The sequence below is a fragment of the Oceanobacillus sp. FSL K6-0118 genome (assembly GCF_038006665.1).
GTDB lineage: Bacteria > Bacillota > Bacilli > Bacillales > Amphibacillaceae > Oceanobacillus > Oceanobacillus caeni.
The window spans coordinates 3102214-3121314 of sequence record NZ_JBBOVR010000001.1; the positions used below are offsets into that span (position 1 = coordinate 3102214).

Here is a 19101-nt window from a genome sequence, read left to right on the forward strand (position 1 = left end):
TTTTTATCCTTTTACAGAGCCCGCAGCAAGTCCTTGTACAATTTTCTCTTGTGCTACAAAATAAATTAATAATAGTGGGAGACTGCCCAAAGTCAATGCTGCCATTATACCTGGTACATTCACAGAGAATTCTCCATAAAACTCCCTTAATCCAATTGGAAGTGTTCCGTTACTTGGTGAATTTGTTAGTACTAACGCAAAGATAAATTCATTCCAAATATGGATAAAATTATAAATTGCAATTGTTGCTGTCGCCGGCTTCAATAATGGAAATAAAATTTGCCAAAATAACCTAAAATGTCCACAACCATCTATTTTTGCGGATTCTTCTAATTCCTTTGGTATTTCTTGTAAAAATTGGGTATAAATTACGATAGAAACCGGTAATGCAAAAGCAACGTATGGACCAATCAATGCCCAAATAGAATCATATAATCCAATGGTTTGGGTTAATTTAAATATAGGAATTAACGTTGTATGAATAGGAATCATCATCCCTATTAGAAACAGAATGTAAACAGGTCGATTCAATTTGAACTTCATTCTTGCTAATGGATAACTGGCTAGTGCAGCAAAGATAATAACTATAACAACTGAAATCACGGTAACAATTACACTATTAAGAAAATAGCTGAAAAAATTAGATTCTATTAATAAAAAGTAATTTTCAAGGGTGAACTTTTCAGGTAAGGACCATGGAGCGGTCATAAATTCCAACTGTTTTTTAAAAGATGTATTTATCATTACTAAAAACGGTAATCCTGTGAAGATTAATATAACTATTGCAATTAAATACATTGGTATTAGCCGTAATTGTTTTATCATTTAATTTTCTCCTTTCTTTGATTTAATAGTAAGATAAGTAGTATTACAACAAACGATATAATAAACATTAAGAAAGAAATAGCACTACCGTACCCCATATTAAAATTAGTAAATGTTTGTTCATACATATAAGTAGCCATAAGTTCTGTTTTATTATTAGGTCCTCCACCAGTCATTACATATATCAAATCAAAATACTTTAATGATCCAATTATAGAAAGTATTGATGAAGTAATAATTGTTGGCCACAAAAGTGGTAAGGTAATGTTCGAAAATTTCCTCAAGGCATTTGCACCGTCAATGTCTGCTGCTTCATACAATTCTTCTGGAATACCGACAATAGATGCTCTGAATAAAATCATGTAAAATGGTGCAAATTGCCAACTAATTGTTGCTATTACAGCCCAAATTGCAGTATTTTCATTTCCAAGCCATGCATTTTGCGATGATTCTAATCCAAACATACCTAGAATCTGATTAAATAAACCAAAATTCCCATCATAGATATAAACAAATAAAATACCTATTGCGACAGTTGACATTAAGAACGGCATAAAGTAAATAGATCTAAAGAATCGGATACCTTTAATTGGACTAAATAATAACAGTGCCATTATCAGTCCCAAAGGTAACTGGGTAACTAATGAAGAAATAACGAGCAAAAAGTTATTTTGTAATGAAGTCCAAAACACCTTGTCATTTAATAATGTAGTATAGTTATTAAAGAAATTGAAAGAGAGATTATTATCGATACCAGACCATTCAAATAGGCTATAATAAGATGTCATTCCAATCGAATAAATAACATAAACACTATAGATTATAAAGGCTGGTAGGATAAATGCTAAAACAACCCAAAATTCTTTATTTCTTTTCTTTTTAACCCTTGGTTTTCTACGGTTCTTTTGGTTAACATCTCTAGAGACGCTTTCCAACTCTGTTCTGATTATTTCATCGTTACTAAATGATTCTTGGACTTTATTTATCAAATTTACTCACCCCAATTCTATGTAGGAAACTACATTAAGAATGGTACCCTATTCTTAATGTAGTTTTTATTATTATTCTAATATTTTCTTAGCTTTTGATTCGACTTCTTTCGCAGCTTCTTCTGGTGTCATGCTTAATCCAAATAACGCTTGCGTTGTGTCTAAATGGGATGTTGCTAATTCTGGTGGTAGCGTTTGATCATAATAGGTTTGTAAGTACTCAGCTTCTTCTAGTAAAACATTTAATTCTTTAACAAACGGGTCTGTGTATTCAACACCTTTAACTCCGCTAACTCCACCTCCATGATCTGAATATTCTGTTGCTGTTTCTATTGATGTCAACTCTTTTACAAGTTCAGTAGCAAGTTCACCGTGTTCACTATTTTCTGAAACAGAAAATGTTGGACTTACTCCACCAACTAAATGATTACTAGAGCCTTCCCCCCCATCAATGCTTGGAAAAGCAAAGAATCCTAACTTTTCCTCAAATTCGGGTGCTTCACTTCGAATGTTATCTAAATAAGAATCCGTTTGGATTTCCATCGCAGCCTTTTCTGAATATATTAGTTGTTTCGACTGCCCGGTATCATAATTCATTCCATTTACTCCTTCTGGAAACGCTCCCATTTCAACTAACTCTTGAATTTTGGTACCCGCTTCAACATACGCTTCGTCACTAAAGTCTCTACCTTTTCGGTTAAAGGCTTCATAAAATAAATCCTGTCCGCCTATTCTTTCTGCAAAATACATTAAATAAAAGGCACCTGGCCATTTAGTTTGATTCGCTAAAGCAAATGGAGTAATATCATTTGATTTTAATGTATCAATGATGGACAACAACTCCTCGTAAGTTTCCGGCTCTCGGAGACCATACTCCGAAAAAATATCCTTATTATACCATACTGGCACAATTTTAATTCCTAATGGCGCACCATACACTTTATCATCGAAAACCAATGGAGAAAGAGCCGCATCTAAATAGTTACTGGTATCAATTTCATCTGTAAGTTCTCTAACTTGTCCAGCATTCACAAAGTTTTCAAGCCACCCCCCTCCCCAGGAGTGAAATACATCTGGAGGTGTTCCTCCACCCATGGCTACACTTAACTTTGTTTTATATGGATCATTTTCTTGTTTAATAACTTCTACATTGACACCTTCATGCTTTTCTTCAAACCTAGCAACTGCATTGTTAATTACTTCCTCGGAGTTTCCGGTCTGTATATGCCATAATGTAAGTGTTGTTCCACCGTTACCATACACACTTGCCTCATCTCCTGTATTTTGACAGGCAGATATTATTAATAATGATAAAAATAAAACTGCTAAAATTAATAGTCTTCTAAACATACTAATATCCCCTTTCATAGATTAAATTACTATAAATCTGATAGTTAGAGACACTCATTACTTTATAGTTGTAACTTATTAAAGAAGAGGTTTTATTTTTATAGTTGTCATCATTACACAGAAATATTTTTATAATTCCAGTTACTATAATAAATATATTTAAGTTATTTATTACTTTGGAAAACTCATCCGTTAATACCCGTAATACTAATAAACAAGGATTACATTTTAAAGGTAGATATATCATCTTACATTTTTCTATTTCCAACAAGAAACATAATTACATGTTCTAGGCAAGAAAAACTTTGGCGATGAATCTTCTCTCAATGTAGTTTCATTAAGATTTATTAACCCCTATACTGCATTAATTCTTTATTTAAAAAAGCTGTGGATGAGTAAATCATTTTGTACAAATTAAAAAAATCCTTATACTTCTCAGCATTCACCTTGTCAGGATAATAAATTTTATCCTCTTTCAAAAATTCATGAGCGCAATCTTGCAATGAATTAAACCATCCACAACCATAAGCAGCAAGCATCGCCGCTCCCATCCCCGGTCCTTGTTCACTTTTTAGTTTCACAACTTTTGCATTAAAAATATCTGCCTGCATTTGTAACCAGGCCTCATTTTTCGCTCCACCGCCAATGGAGATAATTTCGTTAATTTGCTTTCCATTTTCACGGAAAATTTCCACTGATTCATTAAGGGAAAAAGTAATACCTTCCAATATAGCACGAACAAAATGCTCCCTTTGGTGCGAACTGTCAATTCCAATAAAGCTACTCCTTATTGTTGCATCGGCATGAGGAGTTCTCTCACCAACAATATAGGGTGTAAATAATAGTCCATTTGATCCCACTTGGATGTCTTCCACATTAGCTAATATATGAATTAAATTTTCATCTTTAGCAAATGTGTTTTTAAACCATTTTAAGCTGTGCCCAGCAGCAAGGGTTACTCCCATTGAATAAAACGCATTTGGTTCTCCGTGATTAAAGTAATGGATTCTTCCCTGGTAGTCTTTTTCTCTTTCTTCAAACGTTAAAACAACACCGGAAGTACCAATACTTACCAACGTTTTTCCCTCTTCTAGAATACCGGCACCAATTGCTCCGCATGCATTATCCGCACCACCAGCAAAAACACTAGTAATTGACGATAAACCTGTTATTCTTGCAACATCTGAAGTAATGCTACCAACTTCATCACATGATTCAACCAATGGCGGACAAAAAGCTACATCAATCCCAACGAGATTACAAATCTCATCACTCCATTTCTTCTCTGTCACATTAAGTAGGAGTGTACCAGCAGCATCTGAGTATTCCATATGGATTTTTCCTGTCAATTTATATCGGACATAATCTTTAGGTAATAAAAATGTCTTCGCTCTGTTAAAAATCTCAGGTTCATTGTTTTTAACCCATAAGATTTTAGGTAATGTGAATCCTTCAAGGGCCGGGTTATTTGTAATTTTAAGTAAGCGCTGTCTCCCGACTTTTGAGTAAATCTCATAGCATTCTTCTGTTGTTCGAGTATCATTCCAAAGGATAGCATTACGTAAAACTTCATAGTTTTCATCGAGTAATACCAAGCCGTGCATTTGTCCGGAAAAACTAATCCCTTCAATATCCTTTGGGTTCCCATTAAAGTTTTTGAGGAGAACAGACAATCCCGCTATTGTCTGTTCCACCCAGTCCTTCGGATCCTGTTCACTATATCCTGATTTTTCTTGAATTAATGGATAGGTTTTGGAAACCTCTTCGGTCACATCACCATGTTGATTAACTAATAAAATTTTAACAGCGCTTGTTCCTAAATCGACACCAATTACATATTTCATATAACCACTTCTCCTATGAGGAAATCTCTATTTATTTACCATCGCATTCAATAAATATTGATTAATTGTTGATTTAATTCGTTCTAATTTTCCAGATTCATTTTTGATTTCGGATAGTTCTAACGCATATTCCTCCAATTTATGGAAGTCTGTTTTCCCTTCTACAATATCTAAACCAATCCCTTCTGAATAACTCTTATAACGATCTTCTAGAACACTTTCCAAGACTTTATCATCGATTAATTTTTGAGCCACCTTCAATCCAACTGCAAAGCTATCCATTCCAGCAATATGTGCTTCGAATAAATCTACAGGTTCGAATGAACCCCGACGAACTTTCGCATCGAAATTTAACCCACCTCGCCCAAGACCACCATTTTTTAAAATTTCATACATGGCAAGAGTTGTTGTATATAAATCGGTTGGGAACTCGTCTGTATCCCACCCTAATAATGGATGTCCTTGATTTGCGTCAACGGAACCTAACATACCATGGATACGTGCATAGTAAAGTTCGTGTTCAAATGTATGTCCGGCTAATGTTGCATGATTTGCTTCTATATTAAACTTGAAATTTTCTTGGAGATCATAGTTTTGTAGAAATGCATAACCACTTGCTACATCAAAATCATATTGATGAGTTGTTGGTTCTTTTGGTTTTGGCTCAATTAAGAATTGTGTATCAAAGTCGATTTCCTTCGCATAATCAACCGCCATGTGGAAGAAACGACCTAAATTATCCAATTCTAGTTTCATATCAGTATTTAATAACGTTTCGTACCCTTCGCGTCCGCCCCAGAATACATAGTTTTCAGCTCCAAGTTCTTTACCAACTTCCAAACCTTTTTTAACTTTTGCAGCTGCATAGGCAAAAACATCTGCATTGTTAGAAGAAGCGGCACCATGTACAAAACGCGGATGAGTAAAACTATTTACTGTATTCCAAAGTAATTCAGTCTTGCTATCCTTCATATAATCTTTAATCATTGCAACAATCGTGTCTAAGTTTTTATTGGATTCTCTTAATGTACTTCCTTCTGGAGCAATATCGACGTCATGAAAGCAAAAGTATGGAACATTTAGCTTTTCAAAGAATTCAAACGCAGCTTCTACACGAGCTTTTGCCCGATCCATTCCTGTATATTTGTCCCATGGACGAATTGCTATCCCTACCCCAAATGGATCAGACAAATCTTCTGTAAATGTATGCCAGTAAGCGACACCAAAGCGTAAAATATCTTCCATTGTTTTATTGCCGATTTTTTCATCTGGATTATAATATTTAAATGCCAATGGATTCGTTGATGTTGGCCCTTCATACTTAATTTTATCCACATTCGCAAAATAACTCATATAGCGATCTCCCCCTAATCTTTGTTTAATGTTTAAATTAAGTTTAACACTACAGGAAAGCGTCGTCAACAAAAAATTCACCAAAGTATGAATTTTTCATAATATTAATTAATTTAAAATATTCGTTTCCCTTTACTTTGTTTAGGTTTTAAATTATCTTATAATTAAAAGTGAACTTGAAACAATTATCGAATAGTCTTTAGTAGACGACTTGTAAGGAGTAGAAGTAATGAAATCATTACGAACAGGTGATCAAAACCTCGTTAAACAAATAAATAAATCAATCGTTTTTAATACGATAAAAAATAAAGGGCCTTTGTCTCGATCTCAAATATCAAAAGAAACTGGATTAAATAAGGCAACTGTATCAACTATGGTCACTGAGCTTGTAAAAGAATCGTTTGTACATGAAATTGGAGAAGGCCAATCAAGTGGAGGAAGAAAACCAGTCATGCTTTTTTTTAATCAACATGCTGGTTACTCAATTGGAATCGATTTAGGAGTTAACTATATTTTGGGGATTCTAACAGATTTAAGCGGAAATATAGTTTATAAAGAAACAATTAATTTTATTTCAATAGAAACAGATGAAATAATAAAAGAGATTCACTCCATCATCGAGTTGCTTATTAAAAAATCACCAGAAAGTACATATGGTATTGTCGGAATAGGTATTGGAGTACCAGCACAAATCAATAAGTATGGTAAGGTGCTCTTCGCACCAAACTTGAAGTGGAAAAACGTAATACTTAAAGAAATGATAGAGGATTATTTTCATATTCCTACCAAAATTGAAAACGAGGCCAATGCTGGTTCACACGGCGAAAAATTATATGGCGCAGGTAAAAACATTTCAAACCAAGTGTATGTTAGTATCGGTATAGGTATCGGAACAGGCATCGTTATTAACAACCAACTTTATAAGGGGGCAACTGGTATTTCCGGTGAAATGGGACACTCTACGATTGATTCAAATGGGAGAAAATGTTCTTGTGGCAACCGTGGATGTTGGGAATTGTATGCCTCGGAAAAAGCATTGTTAAATGCTGCGCAGGAACAAAGAATATTTGATAATAGCCGAATAATTGATTTAGACTTCCTTCTTGATCAAGCTAAACAAGGAAATCCAAAGGTTATACAATTATTAAATACGCTTGGCGAAAACATTGGTATTGGGATTATTAATATTATTAATACATTTGACCCGGAAATTGTTATTATTGGAAACCGAATTGCACAATTTAAAAATTGGATTAAAAACCCAATCGAACGCATCCTTGATGAACGACTATCGATTTTTCACAAATCCAAAACAGAGATTCGCTTTTCTGTACTAGGAAACTATTCAACCGCACTTGGAGCAAATTCTTTCGCAATTACTGATTTCTTGTCAAAGATGAAAATTACTGAAACTAAATTAGTTCAAGTGTGAGTAATATTAAAGTACCAAAAAGTACTAACTTGGATTAAATTCCTCCTATATTAGATGATTAAGTGTTTCCAGCTGTTTTCAAGACAATTAAGTTATAGCACTTGGAAGGCACAACCCTCCAATCTATTTCCAATAAAAAAGCAATGAAGGTGAGTACACTTGGCATTGGTACTGGGTTTCTCGTTTCAAGAAGTTTGGAAATCACCTAGAACTCTTACATCCAACTTATTTAGGTAAACACTAATAGTGCCATTAGTACAATTAACAGATAAGTGTTTATCCTTCCATTTAGAACAGAAAAAAATCAACATTGATATGATTTCCAAAAGGTTATAAGAGGTCTATGATGTTTACATTAGATCTAACTTAATGTTATAAATACATTTTGAAACGGCACTACAATTCATTTTAAACTTATCAATTTTTAAATACGTGTACGCCTAGAGTAGAATAACAGGAATAGTTGTGTTGAAGATGTTACATAGCTTTCCTTCTGTTATATGCCCTAAAAACCCGGCTCTACGTCAAGTGACGTTGGTACTGTATTTTAGTCGACTTTTAATATGTATTTGATTATCACACTCTAGGGAAGCTATGCTACTCTAGAGTGTGATTTGTTTACTACGGGTTTCAGTTTAAAATGTAATCTTATTCGGTTTTTGTAATGCTTAAAATTCCGATAGCCATATGCAATCCGATTGAGTACCTTGATTTTATTGTTAATACCTTCAATTCGCCCATTGTTATACGTATATTGAAAACTGTTTTTCGTATAGGGCAAGTGCTTTCTTAATGTTTTAATGCTTGTTCTTAAATAGGTTGATGACTGGGTTGGACACTTTTTGTTTAATGTGTTCTCTAATGCATGATAGTCCTTTTCGTCAATTGCCTCCAACAGGTCCTGATATATACCATAATTGACTTTAAGTTCCTCACTATAATCCAACATTTCTTGCACTATTGAACTTTCAAGACGTTGGCCAAATAAGCCGTAATATTTATATTCTGTATAAGATAAACTCGATCTTTTTTTCAGTAAAAGCTTCCAATAACGTTTAAGGCGGCGATACTTTTTCTGATCTTCCCCATTAGATGTTCTGAGTTGGTTCATGATTTTAACACGCGTTTTGTTCATCGCTCTTGATATGAGTTGAACTAAGTGAAAACGATCAATAATAATATCTGCATTTGGAAACATCTCTTTTATCAAACTTACATAACCTGCGTTCATATCGATTGTCACGGTTTCTACTCGTTGTCTAGCTGATAAGCTATAATTTGTGATGAAGTGATCTGTAATAGACCGGTTATCACGACTATTTAAAATGTCTAAGATGTCACCCGTTTCAACATCGATATATTCAAAAGCCATCTTGCCCTTGGCATACTTAAATTCATCAAACGATAGATGCTTAGGTAGGGCTTTATAATGCGGTTTATATTTATTTGCTTCTTTATTAATGATTCTCTGAACAGTTGCCTCAGATACACCACAATCCTGGGAAATATCTTTAACGGACTGCGCTCCAGCTGATTTAATCATGATTTGGGCTTCTGTATTTGAGGATATAAAACAATGACGCTTTACGATATTTGTTTGTGCAGTAAAACTAACACCACAATGTTTACACATAAAACGCTGCTTACTTAATAATAAATATGTTGGATAAACTCCCATGGTCGGAATGGTAATACGAGATAATTGTGTTCCGTTTTTATAAATAGAAGAGCCTACTTTCTCCACCTGGCAATTTGGGCATTGATCTGCATCATATGTTAATTTCGCCTTAATAAATTTACAAGACTTCCCTTTATGTTTGCCATACGTTACTGCATTTTCGCTCATATAAATATTTTTATCTTGAATATCTAACATATTTCTAATATCATTTGATATAGACAAGTGAGTTCCCTCCTAGGAATGGTTTTCAGCGACTTTAATTCTACAGGGAATCTCACTTGTTTTCTATTTATAAACACAAAAATGACGTAGGTGAGTTTTTCCCACCAACGTCATTTATTGTACAACCAAAAACCCCTCTTTTCAATAATAGACAAAAGAGAGGTTTTTCTGTTTCCATTCGCTTACAAATAACCTGTATAACTGCATATAGTTACTACAATTATACAATAATTACATTTTACGGTATTTTTTAATAATGTGAACATCTGTACTACAAATCCCTATGGCATGAACTTTAACAAAAACTTCATCTTCCTCAGCAGAAGGAATCTCTGACCAATATTTTCTTCGCCTGATGCCTTTTTACTAATGCCTTGATGTGTTAATTTCCCTTTGCTAAAGTTTTAGTTAAGTACTCCTCTAAAATATTTTACAGAACCTTTTTCCCAACAACTTCCACTTTTCCATTCTTCCCTACCAAAACCTTATCAGCCATATTTACAAACAATCCTGTCTCCACCACACCAACGATTCCAATAAGTTCATTATGTAGTTTTTCCGGTTCAGTAATCTTTTGGAAATCGCAATCTAATATGTAATTTCCATTATCGGAAATAAATACTTTCCCATCTTTTTTTCTTAGCACCGGTTCACAACCAAACTTTTCAATTTTACTGGCCGTTACTTCCCAACCAAAAGGGACCACTTCTATTGGTAGTTTGAATGCACCTAAATGATTTACCATTTTAGTTTCATCGACAATGACATAGAATTCTTTAGCCGCTGCCGCCACTACTTTTTCACGGAATAACGCACCACCGCCACCTTTAATTAATTGTAAATTAGAGTCTACTTCATCTGCTCCATCAATGGCTATATCAAGCTCTTGAACTTTTGAAAAATCAGTAAGAGGAACCCCAAATTCTTTCGCCCATTCCGCTGTTTTATTAGCTGAAGGTACTCCTACAATATTGAGCCCCTCTTCTTTTACACGTTCGCCTAGTTTCTTCACAGCGTAATACATCGTTGAACCATACCCTAATCCAACTTTCATTCCATCTTTTACATATTTAACTACTTCTTCACCAACTAATTGTTTTGTTTCATCGACTTTATTCAAACCGGTATCCTCCTTGTGTCTTCAACATAATTCTTTTACGATATGATATAAATCTGTTATCTTTCCCACGTTTCCCGGGAAAATAATATAAGCTATATTTGGGTATTTACTATCCTCATCTGTTTTCCAGACAGGTATGCCTGGTAAAACTTGTCCCATTACAAGCGCCTTTTTAACATGTAATGCCTTTGCGCCAATTTCCGATGATGTTATTCCTCCCTTGGCTATAATATATCTTGGTTTGCAAGTCAAGGCTTCAATGATTTGTGTAAGACCAATGGATATTTGAACAGATAACATTAATTCCTTTTCCGCCATCCCTTCACCTAAATCCAATCGATTGCGCTTTGTATAGATGACACAAGTTTCACCTTTACCTAACTTTTCATCCAATTCACGAATGCAATATTGGATCTCTTCTTTGAATTTCTCCTCATTTAAAACAAGATCACTATTAAATTCTATTGGTGCTACATGCTTTAATTTTAGCAGTTCTTTTAACTGTTGAGTTGTTTTCTTCACATGAGACCCAACAATAATTAGTCCACCAGCAGGGTTGTTTTTTTGTACAATCTCGTCTATATTTAATAGACTTTTGTCTGGTATATTTCCTACTACCTTTGTGAAAGTTGCAGCCGTCCGAAATAAAAAGCGCTTTCCATAATGAATAGCTTTAATTAATGCGATCATAAATACCTTCAAATCATTGTCTGAAATAGCATTGACAATAACCTTATTAAAATCACAAACATTTATTAACTGATTTACTATTTTCTCTATTCGTAATTCACGTAAATCATCTAATTGAATATACACCATTTCTTCCTTCTTAAACGCACCACTTGTTTTTTCTTCAATGTACTCTCCTAGATGACTTTTAGAAAAGCCAAATGTGCGGTCCTTTGCAAATTCTGTCTCCGCAGTAGGTACAAGTTCCCCGTTTATTTCAACATAATGAACATTTTCAATTGTATACCGTCCACCTTCTCTGAAAAAGGGAATCATAATTTCCCCTTCGACAGAGCGTTTCATTGTATCATGAATGACCTCTGTTTCCAGGGGATAGTGACCACGAAGGGTAGAGTCACTTCTACTTATAAGGAGATAAGGTAGATTGCTTTGCTCTGATATCCTTTCAACTGTTTCGGTAATTTCTTTATAAACTTCTATTGTTTTTTCCTCAGAAAAGGATCTAGAATTTGTTAAAATGAAAAACATTTGTTCATTAGACTGAAAGCCATCTAAAATACTAGATTCGCTCCAGTCTGTATATACATGTACTCCGTGTACTTTTTGAACACCTGTTGGGTCATCATCCAAAATAATAATTTTATGTTTAAAGTTTTTCATTTTTAAATCATATTGTTGCTGTAATTCAATTTCATTATAATTTTTATACCTATCTAATACTGATATATCCATATACATCCTCCTCCACTAAGTGTTTGGATGTTTAGTAGATCTAAAAATAATTAAATATTAACAATTGATCCTTCCTCATTAAAATCATTTACTGTGGCAAGGTCACTCTTTTAAACCTACCAAAAGCTGGATCAACTCTCTTTATTAAATCACCTATATAAGCGAATTCTTCCAATATCTATCATACAGGTTCTGCATATGATTCATCATTAATTTAGCTGCTTTTTCTCCATCATGTTCTTCTATAGCATTAATAATTAATTTATGCTCTTCAAAGTTAACGTCCCTATAGTCAGGGCGGGTAACCGTACGGTCACGGATAAAATCCCACATTTCCTGTTGTTTCATCGCATTAACGATATCAGCCATAAAGCCTATAAATAAATCATTATGAGTGGATTGTGCGATTCGTGTATGAAGTTCCTCATCTGTTTGAGGTACATATTCCCCATTCCTTGTTTCCTTTTCCATTTTTTCCAAGATAGACTTAAGTGCATTGATATCTTCATCGTTCGCCCTTATTGTTGCGTATTTAACAATAAGAGGTTCGATCTCCATTCTTGCCTCTACGATATCCTCCGGTGCAATTTTATTTAATATAATGGATGATCTATTATTTTCTGTGTCCACATTATTATTTTGAACATAGACACCTTCACCCTGCCTAGAGTAAATATAGCCATTTAATTCTAAAGCACTTAGAGCTTGCCTAACAGGTGCTCGACTTACTCCAAACTGTTCGCATAGTTCCCTCTCAGTAGGTAATTTATCTCCTACCTTAAAAGACCCTTGCTGTATTTCAGAAAGGATTTGACTATAAATCTGTATATATAACTTTTTATTAGAAACTGGATTAAATGCCATTAGATTCACTTCTCTCTATGATTATTTCAGTCAATATAAATATACTCACATTATATATTTAAAAGCTTAACATAGAAAGTCTTTTTAAATAATACAGGCATACCCTAAAGTATGCCTGTACAAACCGTATAAATTTTCTTAAAGATTAGTCCATGTGAGAGCCACCATTAATATCAATATCTTCACCGGTTATATAAGAAGCTTCTTCGGATGCTAAGAAAGCAATGGTTGTTGCAATTTCAGCTGTTTCACCAGGTCGCCCTATAGGAATGCCATCAATCACTTTTCTAGCGTCATCTTCAGGTAGCGATTTCCAAATTTCAGTGTTGACTAGACCAGGTGCTACACAATTAACTGTTATTCCGTCTGTTGCCACCTCTCGCGCTAAGTTTTTAGAAAAACCTAATACAGCAGCTTTTGAAGCAGAGTAGTGTGCGCCACCAAATACACCTCCACCACGTTTGGCAGATACAGATGAAAGACTAATAATTCGACCAAACTTTTGTTCTTTCATTGGTTTTAAAACTGCTTGTGTCGTTAGGAATAAACCAAACATATTGACATTGAATACTCGTTGGATATCTTCTAATGTCATATCTTCTACTGTTACTTTTTGGGAAATACCCGCATTGTTAACAAGGATATCAATTCTTCCAAATTCAGCAAGAACTTTTTCCACCATAGTGTCAACAGATTCTTTATTTGTTACATTAAGTTCAACACCTAAAGCTTTTGCACCTGCTTCTTGTACAGCTTGAACAGTACTTTCAATACCTTCTTTATTTAAATCAGCTACTACAATACTTGCACCTTGTTTTGCCAATGCTAACGCAATTTCACGTCCGATTCCTTTTAGTGATCCACTACCTGTTACAATTGCTACTTTATCGTCTAGTTTAAACATATGTTATTTCCCCCTAAGTTTTAAAGCATTTCTTTTGCTGCGTTTACAATATTTTCTACTGTGATACCGTTGATCTCTAATAGTTTTTCATATGGTGCAGATTGTCCAAATTGGTCTTGAACACCAATTCGGCGCACTTTTCCTTTTCCTGCTTCTGCCACTACTTCACTAACCGCACTTCCTAAGCCATTTAAGATGTTGTGATCTTCTACTGTTACGATGTTACCGATTTCGATACATTGTAAAATAGCCTCTTTATCAATTGGTTTTATGGTATGCATGTCTAGAAGTTTAACGGAAATCCCTTGTTGTTCTAACTTTTCAGCAGCTTCAAGTCCTAAACGAACGGTATCCCCATTTGCAATAATCGCAACATCTTTTCCGTCTTTTATTTGTTTTGCTTTGCCGATTTCGAAATCTTCATTTTCATCATAAATCACAGGAATCGCATCTCTCGTAAATCGTAAGTAAACAGGACCATACATTTCAGACGCTTGACGAATTAATTTACGAGTAGAATGATAATCTGCCCCCATAATTACTGTCATATTTGGAAATGTTCTTAGAACTCCCATGTCTTCAATCGCTTGGTGACTTCCGCCATCATTTGCCGGTGTTAAACCGCCATGTGAACATGCAATCTTAACGTTTAAATTAGGATAGCAAACTTCTTGACGAATTTGTTCAGCCATTCTTAAGGATCCGAACACTGCGTACGTACTGACAAAAGGAATCTTACCAGTAGTAGAAAGACCTGCTGCAACACCTGCTGCATTTTGTTCTGCAATCCCAACGTTTACATGTTGTTTTGGAAGTTCATTCATAAATTTTGTTGTTTTACAAGATCCACCGATATCTGCATCCACAATCATGATGTTTTTATTTTCTTTTCCTAATTCTACTATCTCATCACCGAATGCTTCTCTAGTTGCCTTTTTTACTACTTCTTTCGCTAATACAGTCATTAGTTTACACCCCCTGCTGATAACTCTTCTATTGCTTGTTTGTATTGCTCTTCGTTAGGAGCTTTACCATGCCAACCAACAACGTTTTCCATATAAGAAACACCTTTACCTTTGACCGTGTTACATACGATACATTTTGGTTTTCCGTCTTTAACATCACGTATTTCATCCAATGTTGCAACGATTTCTTCCATTGAATGACCATCAATACGTTTTGTAGCAAAACCAAATGCCTTGAATTTTTCTTCTAAATCACCGTTTGGCATAATTTCTTCTGTCGGACCATCGATTTGTAAACCATTGTCATCTACAATGACTACTAAATTATCTAATTTATATTTTGCTGCCGATTGAGCTGCTTCCCAAATTTGGCCTTCTTGACATTCACCATCACCTAGGACAGCAAATACACGATAGGTTTTCTCATCTAACTTTCCAGCTAATGCCATTCCTACTGCACAAGAAAGTCCTTGTCCTAACGAACCTGTTGAAATATCAATACCGGGACATTTCTTCGAGTCAGGATGACCTTGGAATGGAGATTTGTATTCTCTTAATGTATGAATCGTTTCATAAGGTACAAAACCTAGTGTTGCTAGAGCAGAATATTGGATTGGCGCAACATGACCTTTTGATAAAACGAAACGATCACGATCTTCCCAATCCGGATTCTTAGGATCGACATTCATTTCTCTGAAATATAAAGCGGTTACGTAATCAGCAGCAGATAAGGATCCACCCGGATGACCGGATTGTGCTTTATATACCATTGTCACCGCTGTTTTTCTTAATTCGGTTGCTTGTTTTTTTAATTCTTCAATTGATATGTTTTTCATTTATGCCACCCCTTTAGTAGTTAAATCCATTCTGTTGTATACTTGTCTACTAAGTTAATTACAATGTAAGTATACAATCATAAGAGTTTATTGTCCATACCTAAATATAAAAAATGAGTCAGTTCTTTTACACCTAGTGGTTTTATGTGAACCGACTCAAATAGCTTGCTAGTTTACAAGAATAATAGTGTTAGTTGTGGAACGAACGCTATTATGAGTGCTGCTACCAACATAACTATGAAGAATGGAATCACCGCCTTCACCAGTGCTGGCATACTTACTCCCGATATTCCCGATCCTACAAATAGGTTTACACCTAGTGGTGGAGTAATGAAACCAATTGCCAATGTAACAATCATTACGACACCAAAATGAATCGGATCCATGCCAATTTGCAATGCTACTGGGAATAAAATTGGTGTAAAGATTATAACAGCAGCAGATGTATCAATAAAGCATCCAATCAATAGTAACAGTAAAATAATCATCAATAATACAACAAATCCATTTTCCGATACGGTTAAGAATGCATTTGCAACTGCTTGTGGAATTCGCTCCATTGATAAAATTGTACCGAAAGCATTAGCAGTTCCGATAATAATTAAGATGGCAACAGAACTTAAAGTAGCATCTCTGAAAATTCCATGTAAATCTTTAAATTTCAATTCTTTGTGCAAGAAAAGACTAACTATCAAAGCATATACTACCGCAACAACCGCAGCTTCGGTTGGAGTGAAAAGACCCCCATAAATTCCACCTAAAATGATAATTGGAACAAGCAAAGACCATTTCGCTTTGTTAATGGCAGAAAGCAATCTTTTAAATGAAAAATTCTCGCCTGTACCTTTGTACCCCATTTTTTTGGAATGAAAATATGCATAAACCATCAGACATATTCCTATAAATATACCCGGTAGAATTCCACCGATAAATAGATCTCCGATTGACTCACTTGATGAGATACCAAACAGAACCATTGGAATACTTGGTGGGATAATAATTCCTAGTGAACCTGCTGTAACAATAACAGCGGTTGCAAACTTCTTATCATAACCTTGCGCAACCATGGCTGGTATCATAATTCCACCAACCGCAGCAACAGTAGCTGGACCAGAACCTGAAATAGCAGCGAAAAACATACAAGTAATAATGGCCGCCATGGCAAAACCACCAGTATATCTACCAACAAATACATTAGCTAAATCAAATAATTTGGTTGAAATTCCACCTTTCCCCATTATCTCACCAGCCAAGATGAAGAATGGGATAGCCATTAGTGCAAAGTTATCTGTGGACGTCACTAAACTTTGCGATAAAAAGGTGACCGTTATATTTGTTGAATACAAGGCTGTAACAAGACCGGCGAGTCCTAATGCAATAGCTATTGGGACAGTTAGCGCCATGAACATGAAAAATGTACCGAATAAAATAACTGCTGTCACACTACATCACCCCTTTCTTCAATAATGTAATCATTTTCTTGATTATTGTTTATTTTCTTTAACTGTTGATATTCTTTAATTAAATTTTGAGAAAGGCGAATCGCTGTTAAGGCTAGTCCTACTACTGGTGCAGCGTATACCCATTCCATAGGTATTTGCATTGCAGCCGATGCTCTAGTAACCCGTAAAACTATATCAAATCCATAATAAGTGATCACTATTGCAAAAATAAGAAATGATACGTTTGCAATCATACTTATAATAATTTGTCCTTTTTCTTTAAATAACATATTTAGTGCATCTACACCAAGGTGTTTCTTCTTTTTCACACCATAGCTTACACCGAGATAAATCATCCAAATAAATGCGTATCTTGCTATCTCTTCTGACCAAGTGAGTGAACTACCGAACACGTAGCGCATGACAACTTGAAGGAAAATAACCACCACTGTAAACGCACTCAAAAAAACGAGGATATATTCTTCAAAATGTTCGTCAAACCACTTTATGATTTTCATATAGAATCCTCCCATTCAATTAAATTATTCTGCTGCTTCCAATATGCGATCTACAATCTCATCACCGTATAAATTTCTGAAAGAATCATACACACCATCTACTTTTTCTTTAAATGGTGCTGTGTCTGGATAAATAATTTCCATTCCAGCTTCTTCTAGCTCTTTAATCATTTTACTTTCGTTTTCTCTTAACAAATCACGGTGGAATTGTGCAGCTTCTTGGGCACTTTCTTCGATAATGGTTTGTTCCTTAGGTGTTAATGTTTGCCAAAACTCTTCACTAATAGCCACTGGTAATGGCATGTATTGATGGTTTGACATAATTAGGTAATCTTGAACTTCGTTAAATTTACTTGCGTATGAGTTAGCAACTGGATTTTCCTGAGCATCCACTGCCCCTTGTTGTAACCCCATATACAACTCACCAAAAGCCATTGGAGTAGGGTTAGCACCTAATGCTGAAAACGTACTAACTGATATCGGAAATTCTGGAGTTCTAATTTTTACACCTTCTAAGTCTTCTGGAGTTTCAATAGGCTTATTAGTAGTGATATGACGGAATCCGTTTTCAAAATACGCAATAATTCTTAAATTTTGGTCCAAAAACGGTTCTGCAATTTCTTTACCAATTTCACCATCTAGGACACTCCATGCCTCCTCAAATGAATCGAAAAGATATGGTAATTCGAAGACACTTATCCTTTGATCGTATTGACTGAATGCACTCGCTGCAACCATTTGTAGGTCATTAAATGATACGCTTTCAATCATGACCGGTTCGGAACCTAATTGTTCGTTAGGATATACTTCAACTTTAATCGTTCCTTTTGAACGTTCTTCCACTAATTCTTTAAATTTCATAACAGCAATATGTCGTTCATTGGTCTCTGGTTGACCATGTCCAAAACGGATGACTTTCGTATCCTGAGACAATGCATTACTAGTTGTGAAAAAAACAATAACTATACTAACTGCTAATATAGAAATTAATAATACTGTGATATTCCGTAACGATTTCATCCCTTTTCCTCCTAATTAGTTAATCGTTTAAACAAAATTATATATTGGAAGCGATTTCCTTGTCAATGATTTTTCGACAAAAAATAATACTATAGAAAACCTAATCTTATCAATACCCACTAGTAATGTTATCCTTGAATTTTCTTTTTTACTTTACAAATTCACTCATCCTCAAGGTAAATCCTTTAACTATTTGAACCAAAAGTATTAAAGGTTGTAGGTATTCATTGTCAACCGTTATCTTATAACCTTCCACTACTGAAACTATTGAAAACACGGTAAATCTGTTATAATAACAATAATTTGAAATAGAA

16 protein-coding genes are annotated in these 19101 nt (G+C 34.7%); 1 reads left to right on the plus strand and 15 read right to left on the minus strand.

The window, feature by feature from the left end; translation table 11 throughout:
- Positions 1 to 3: 3 nt before the first annotated feature.
- The 5 genes from MHI02_RS15710 to xylA all read right to left on the minus strand — a co-directional run bounded on the left by MHI02_RS15710 (position 4) and on the right by xylA (position 6361).
- Complete coding sequence (locus MHI02_RS15710; protein ID WP_047184126.1) at positions 4 to 825, minus strand: carbohydrate ABC transporter permease; 822 nt, start codon at positions 823 to 825, stop codon at positions 4 to 6.
- Positions 822 to 1814, minus strand: a complete 993-nt coding sequence (locus MHI02_RS15715; protein WP_341166047.1) for a carbohydrate ABC transporter permease — start codon at positions 1812 to 1814, stop codon at positions 822 to 824. Before MHI02_RS15715 ends, MHI02_RS15710 begins: the two co-directional genes overlap by 4 nt.
- A 72-nt stretch (positions 1815 to 1886) precedes the next feature.
- Positions 1887 to 3164: an extracellular solute-binding protein gene (locus tag MHI02_RS15720; RefSeq protein ID WP_052771633.1), complete on the minus strand. Its 1278-nt coding sequence runs from the start codon at positions 3162 to 3164 to the stop codon at positions 1887 to 1889.
- Positions 3165 to 3511: 347 nt separating this feature from the next.
- Positions 3512 to 5008: a xylulokinase gene (xylB, locus tag MHI02_RS15725; RefSeq protein WP_047184127.1), complete on the minus strand. Its 1497-nt coding sequence runs from the start codon at positions 5006 to 5008 to the stop codon at positions 3512 to 3514.
- A gap of 27 nt (positions 5009 to 5035) precedes the next feature.
- Entirely contained in the window at positions 5036 to 6361 is a 1326-nt protein-coding gene (gene xylA / locus MHI02_RS15730) for a xylose isomerase (protein WP_047184128.1), read from the minus strand.
- A gap of 229 nt (positions 6362 to 6590) precedes the next feature.
- Between xylA and MHI02_RS15735 the strand changes: the two genes are divergently transcribed.
- The gene (locus MHI02_RS15735) at positions 6591 to 7793 is read left to right on the plus strand and encodes an ROK family transcriptional regulator (protein WP_341166048.1); all 1203 of its coding nucleotides are present in this window, start codon (positions 6591 to 6593) and stop codon (positions 7791 to 7793) included.
- 592 nt (positions 7794 to 8385) lie between these two features.
- Here MHI02_RS15735 and MHI02_RS15740 read toward each other — a convergent pair.
- From MHI02_RS15740 to MHI02_RS15785, 10 genes are all read right to left on the minus strand, one after another.
- The gene (locus MHI02_RS15740; RefSeq protein ID WP_047185367.1) at positions 8386 to 9696 is read right to left on the minus strand and encodes an ISL3 family transposase; all 1311 of its coding nucleotides are present in this window, start codon (positions 9694 to 9696) and stop codon (positions 8386 to 8388) included.
- A 430-nt stretch (positions 9697 to 10126) separates the two neighbouring features.
- The gene (rpiA, locus tag MHI02_RS15745) at positions 10127 to 10816 is read right to left on the minus strand and encodes a ribose 5-phosphate isomerase A (RefSeq protein ID WP_047184130.1); all 690 of its coding nucleotides are present in this window, start codon (positions 10814 to 10816) and stop codon (positions 10127 to 10129) included.
- 21 nt (positions 10817 to 10837) lie between these two features.
- Positions 10838 to 12244: a four-carbon acid sugar kinase family protein gene (locus MHI02_RS15750; protein WP_445668986.1), complete on the minus strand. Its 1407-nt coding sequence runs from the start codon at positions 12242 to 12244 to the stop codon at positions 10838 to 10840.
- A 147-nt stretch (positions 12245 to 12391) separates the two neighbouring features.
- Positions 12392 to 13102: a FadR/GntR family transcriptional regulator gene (locus tag MHI02_RS15755; protein ID WP_047184132.1), complete on the minus strand. Its 711-nt coding sequence runs from the start codon at positions 13100 to 13102 to the stop codon at positions 12392 to 12394.
- Positions 13103 to 13247: 145 nt separating this feature from the next.
- Positions 13248 to 14006 (minus strand): SDR family NAD(P)-dependent oxidoreductase, encoded by a 759-nt coding sequence (locus MHI02_RS15760; protein WP_047184133.1) that lies wholly within the window; start codon positions 14004 to 14006, stop codon positions 13248 to 13250.
- A gap of 20 nt (positions 14007 to 14026) precedes the next feature.
- Positions 14027 to 14971, minus strand: a complete 945-nt coding sequence (locus MHI02_RS15765) for a transketolase family protein (protein WP_047184134.1) — start codon at positions 14969 to 14971, stop codon at positions 14027 to 14029.
- Positions 14971 to 15807 (minus strand): transketolase, encoded by an 837-nt coding sequence (locus MHI02_RS15770; RefSeq protein WP_047184135.1) that lies wholly within the window; start codon positions 15805 to 15807, stop codon positions 14971 to 14973. The genes MHI02_RS15765 and MHI02_RS15770 overlap by 1 nt, the downstream gene beginning before the upstream one ends.
- A 173-nt stretch (positions 15808 to 15980) precedes the next feature.
- Entirely contained in the window at positions 15981 to 17249 is a 1269-nt protein-coding gene (locus MHI02_RS15775) for a TRAP transporter large permease (RefSeq protein ID WP_047184136.1), read from the minus strand.
- Complete coding sequence (locus tag MHI02_RS15780; RefSeq protein WP_047184137.1) at positions 17246 to 17767, minus strand: TRAP transporter small permease; 522 nt, start codon at positions 17765 to 17767, stop codon at positions 17246 to 17248. Before MHI02_RS15780 ends, MHI02_RS15775 begins: the two co-directional genes overlap by 4 nt.
- Positions 17768 to 17791: 24 nt before the next feature.
- Positions 17792 to 18787 (minus strand): TRAP transporter substrate-binding protein, encoded by a 996-nt coding sequence (locus MHI02_RS15785; RefSeq protein WP_047184138.1) that lies wholly within the window; start codon positions 18785 to 18787, stop codon positions 17792 to 17794.
- Positions 18788 to 19101 lie beyond the last annotated feature (314 nt).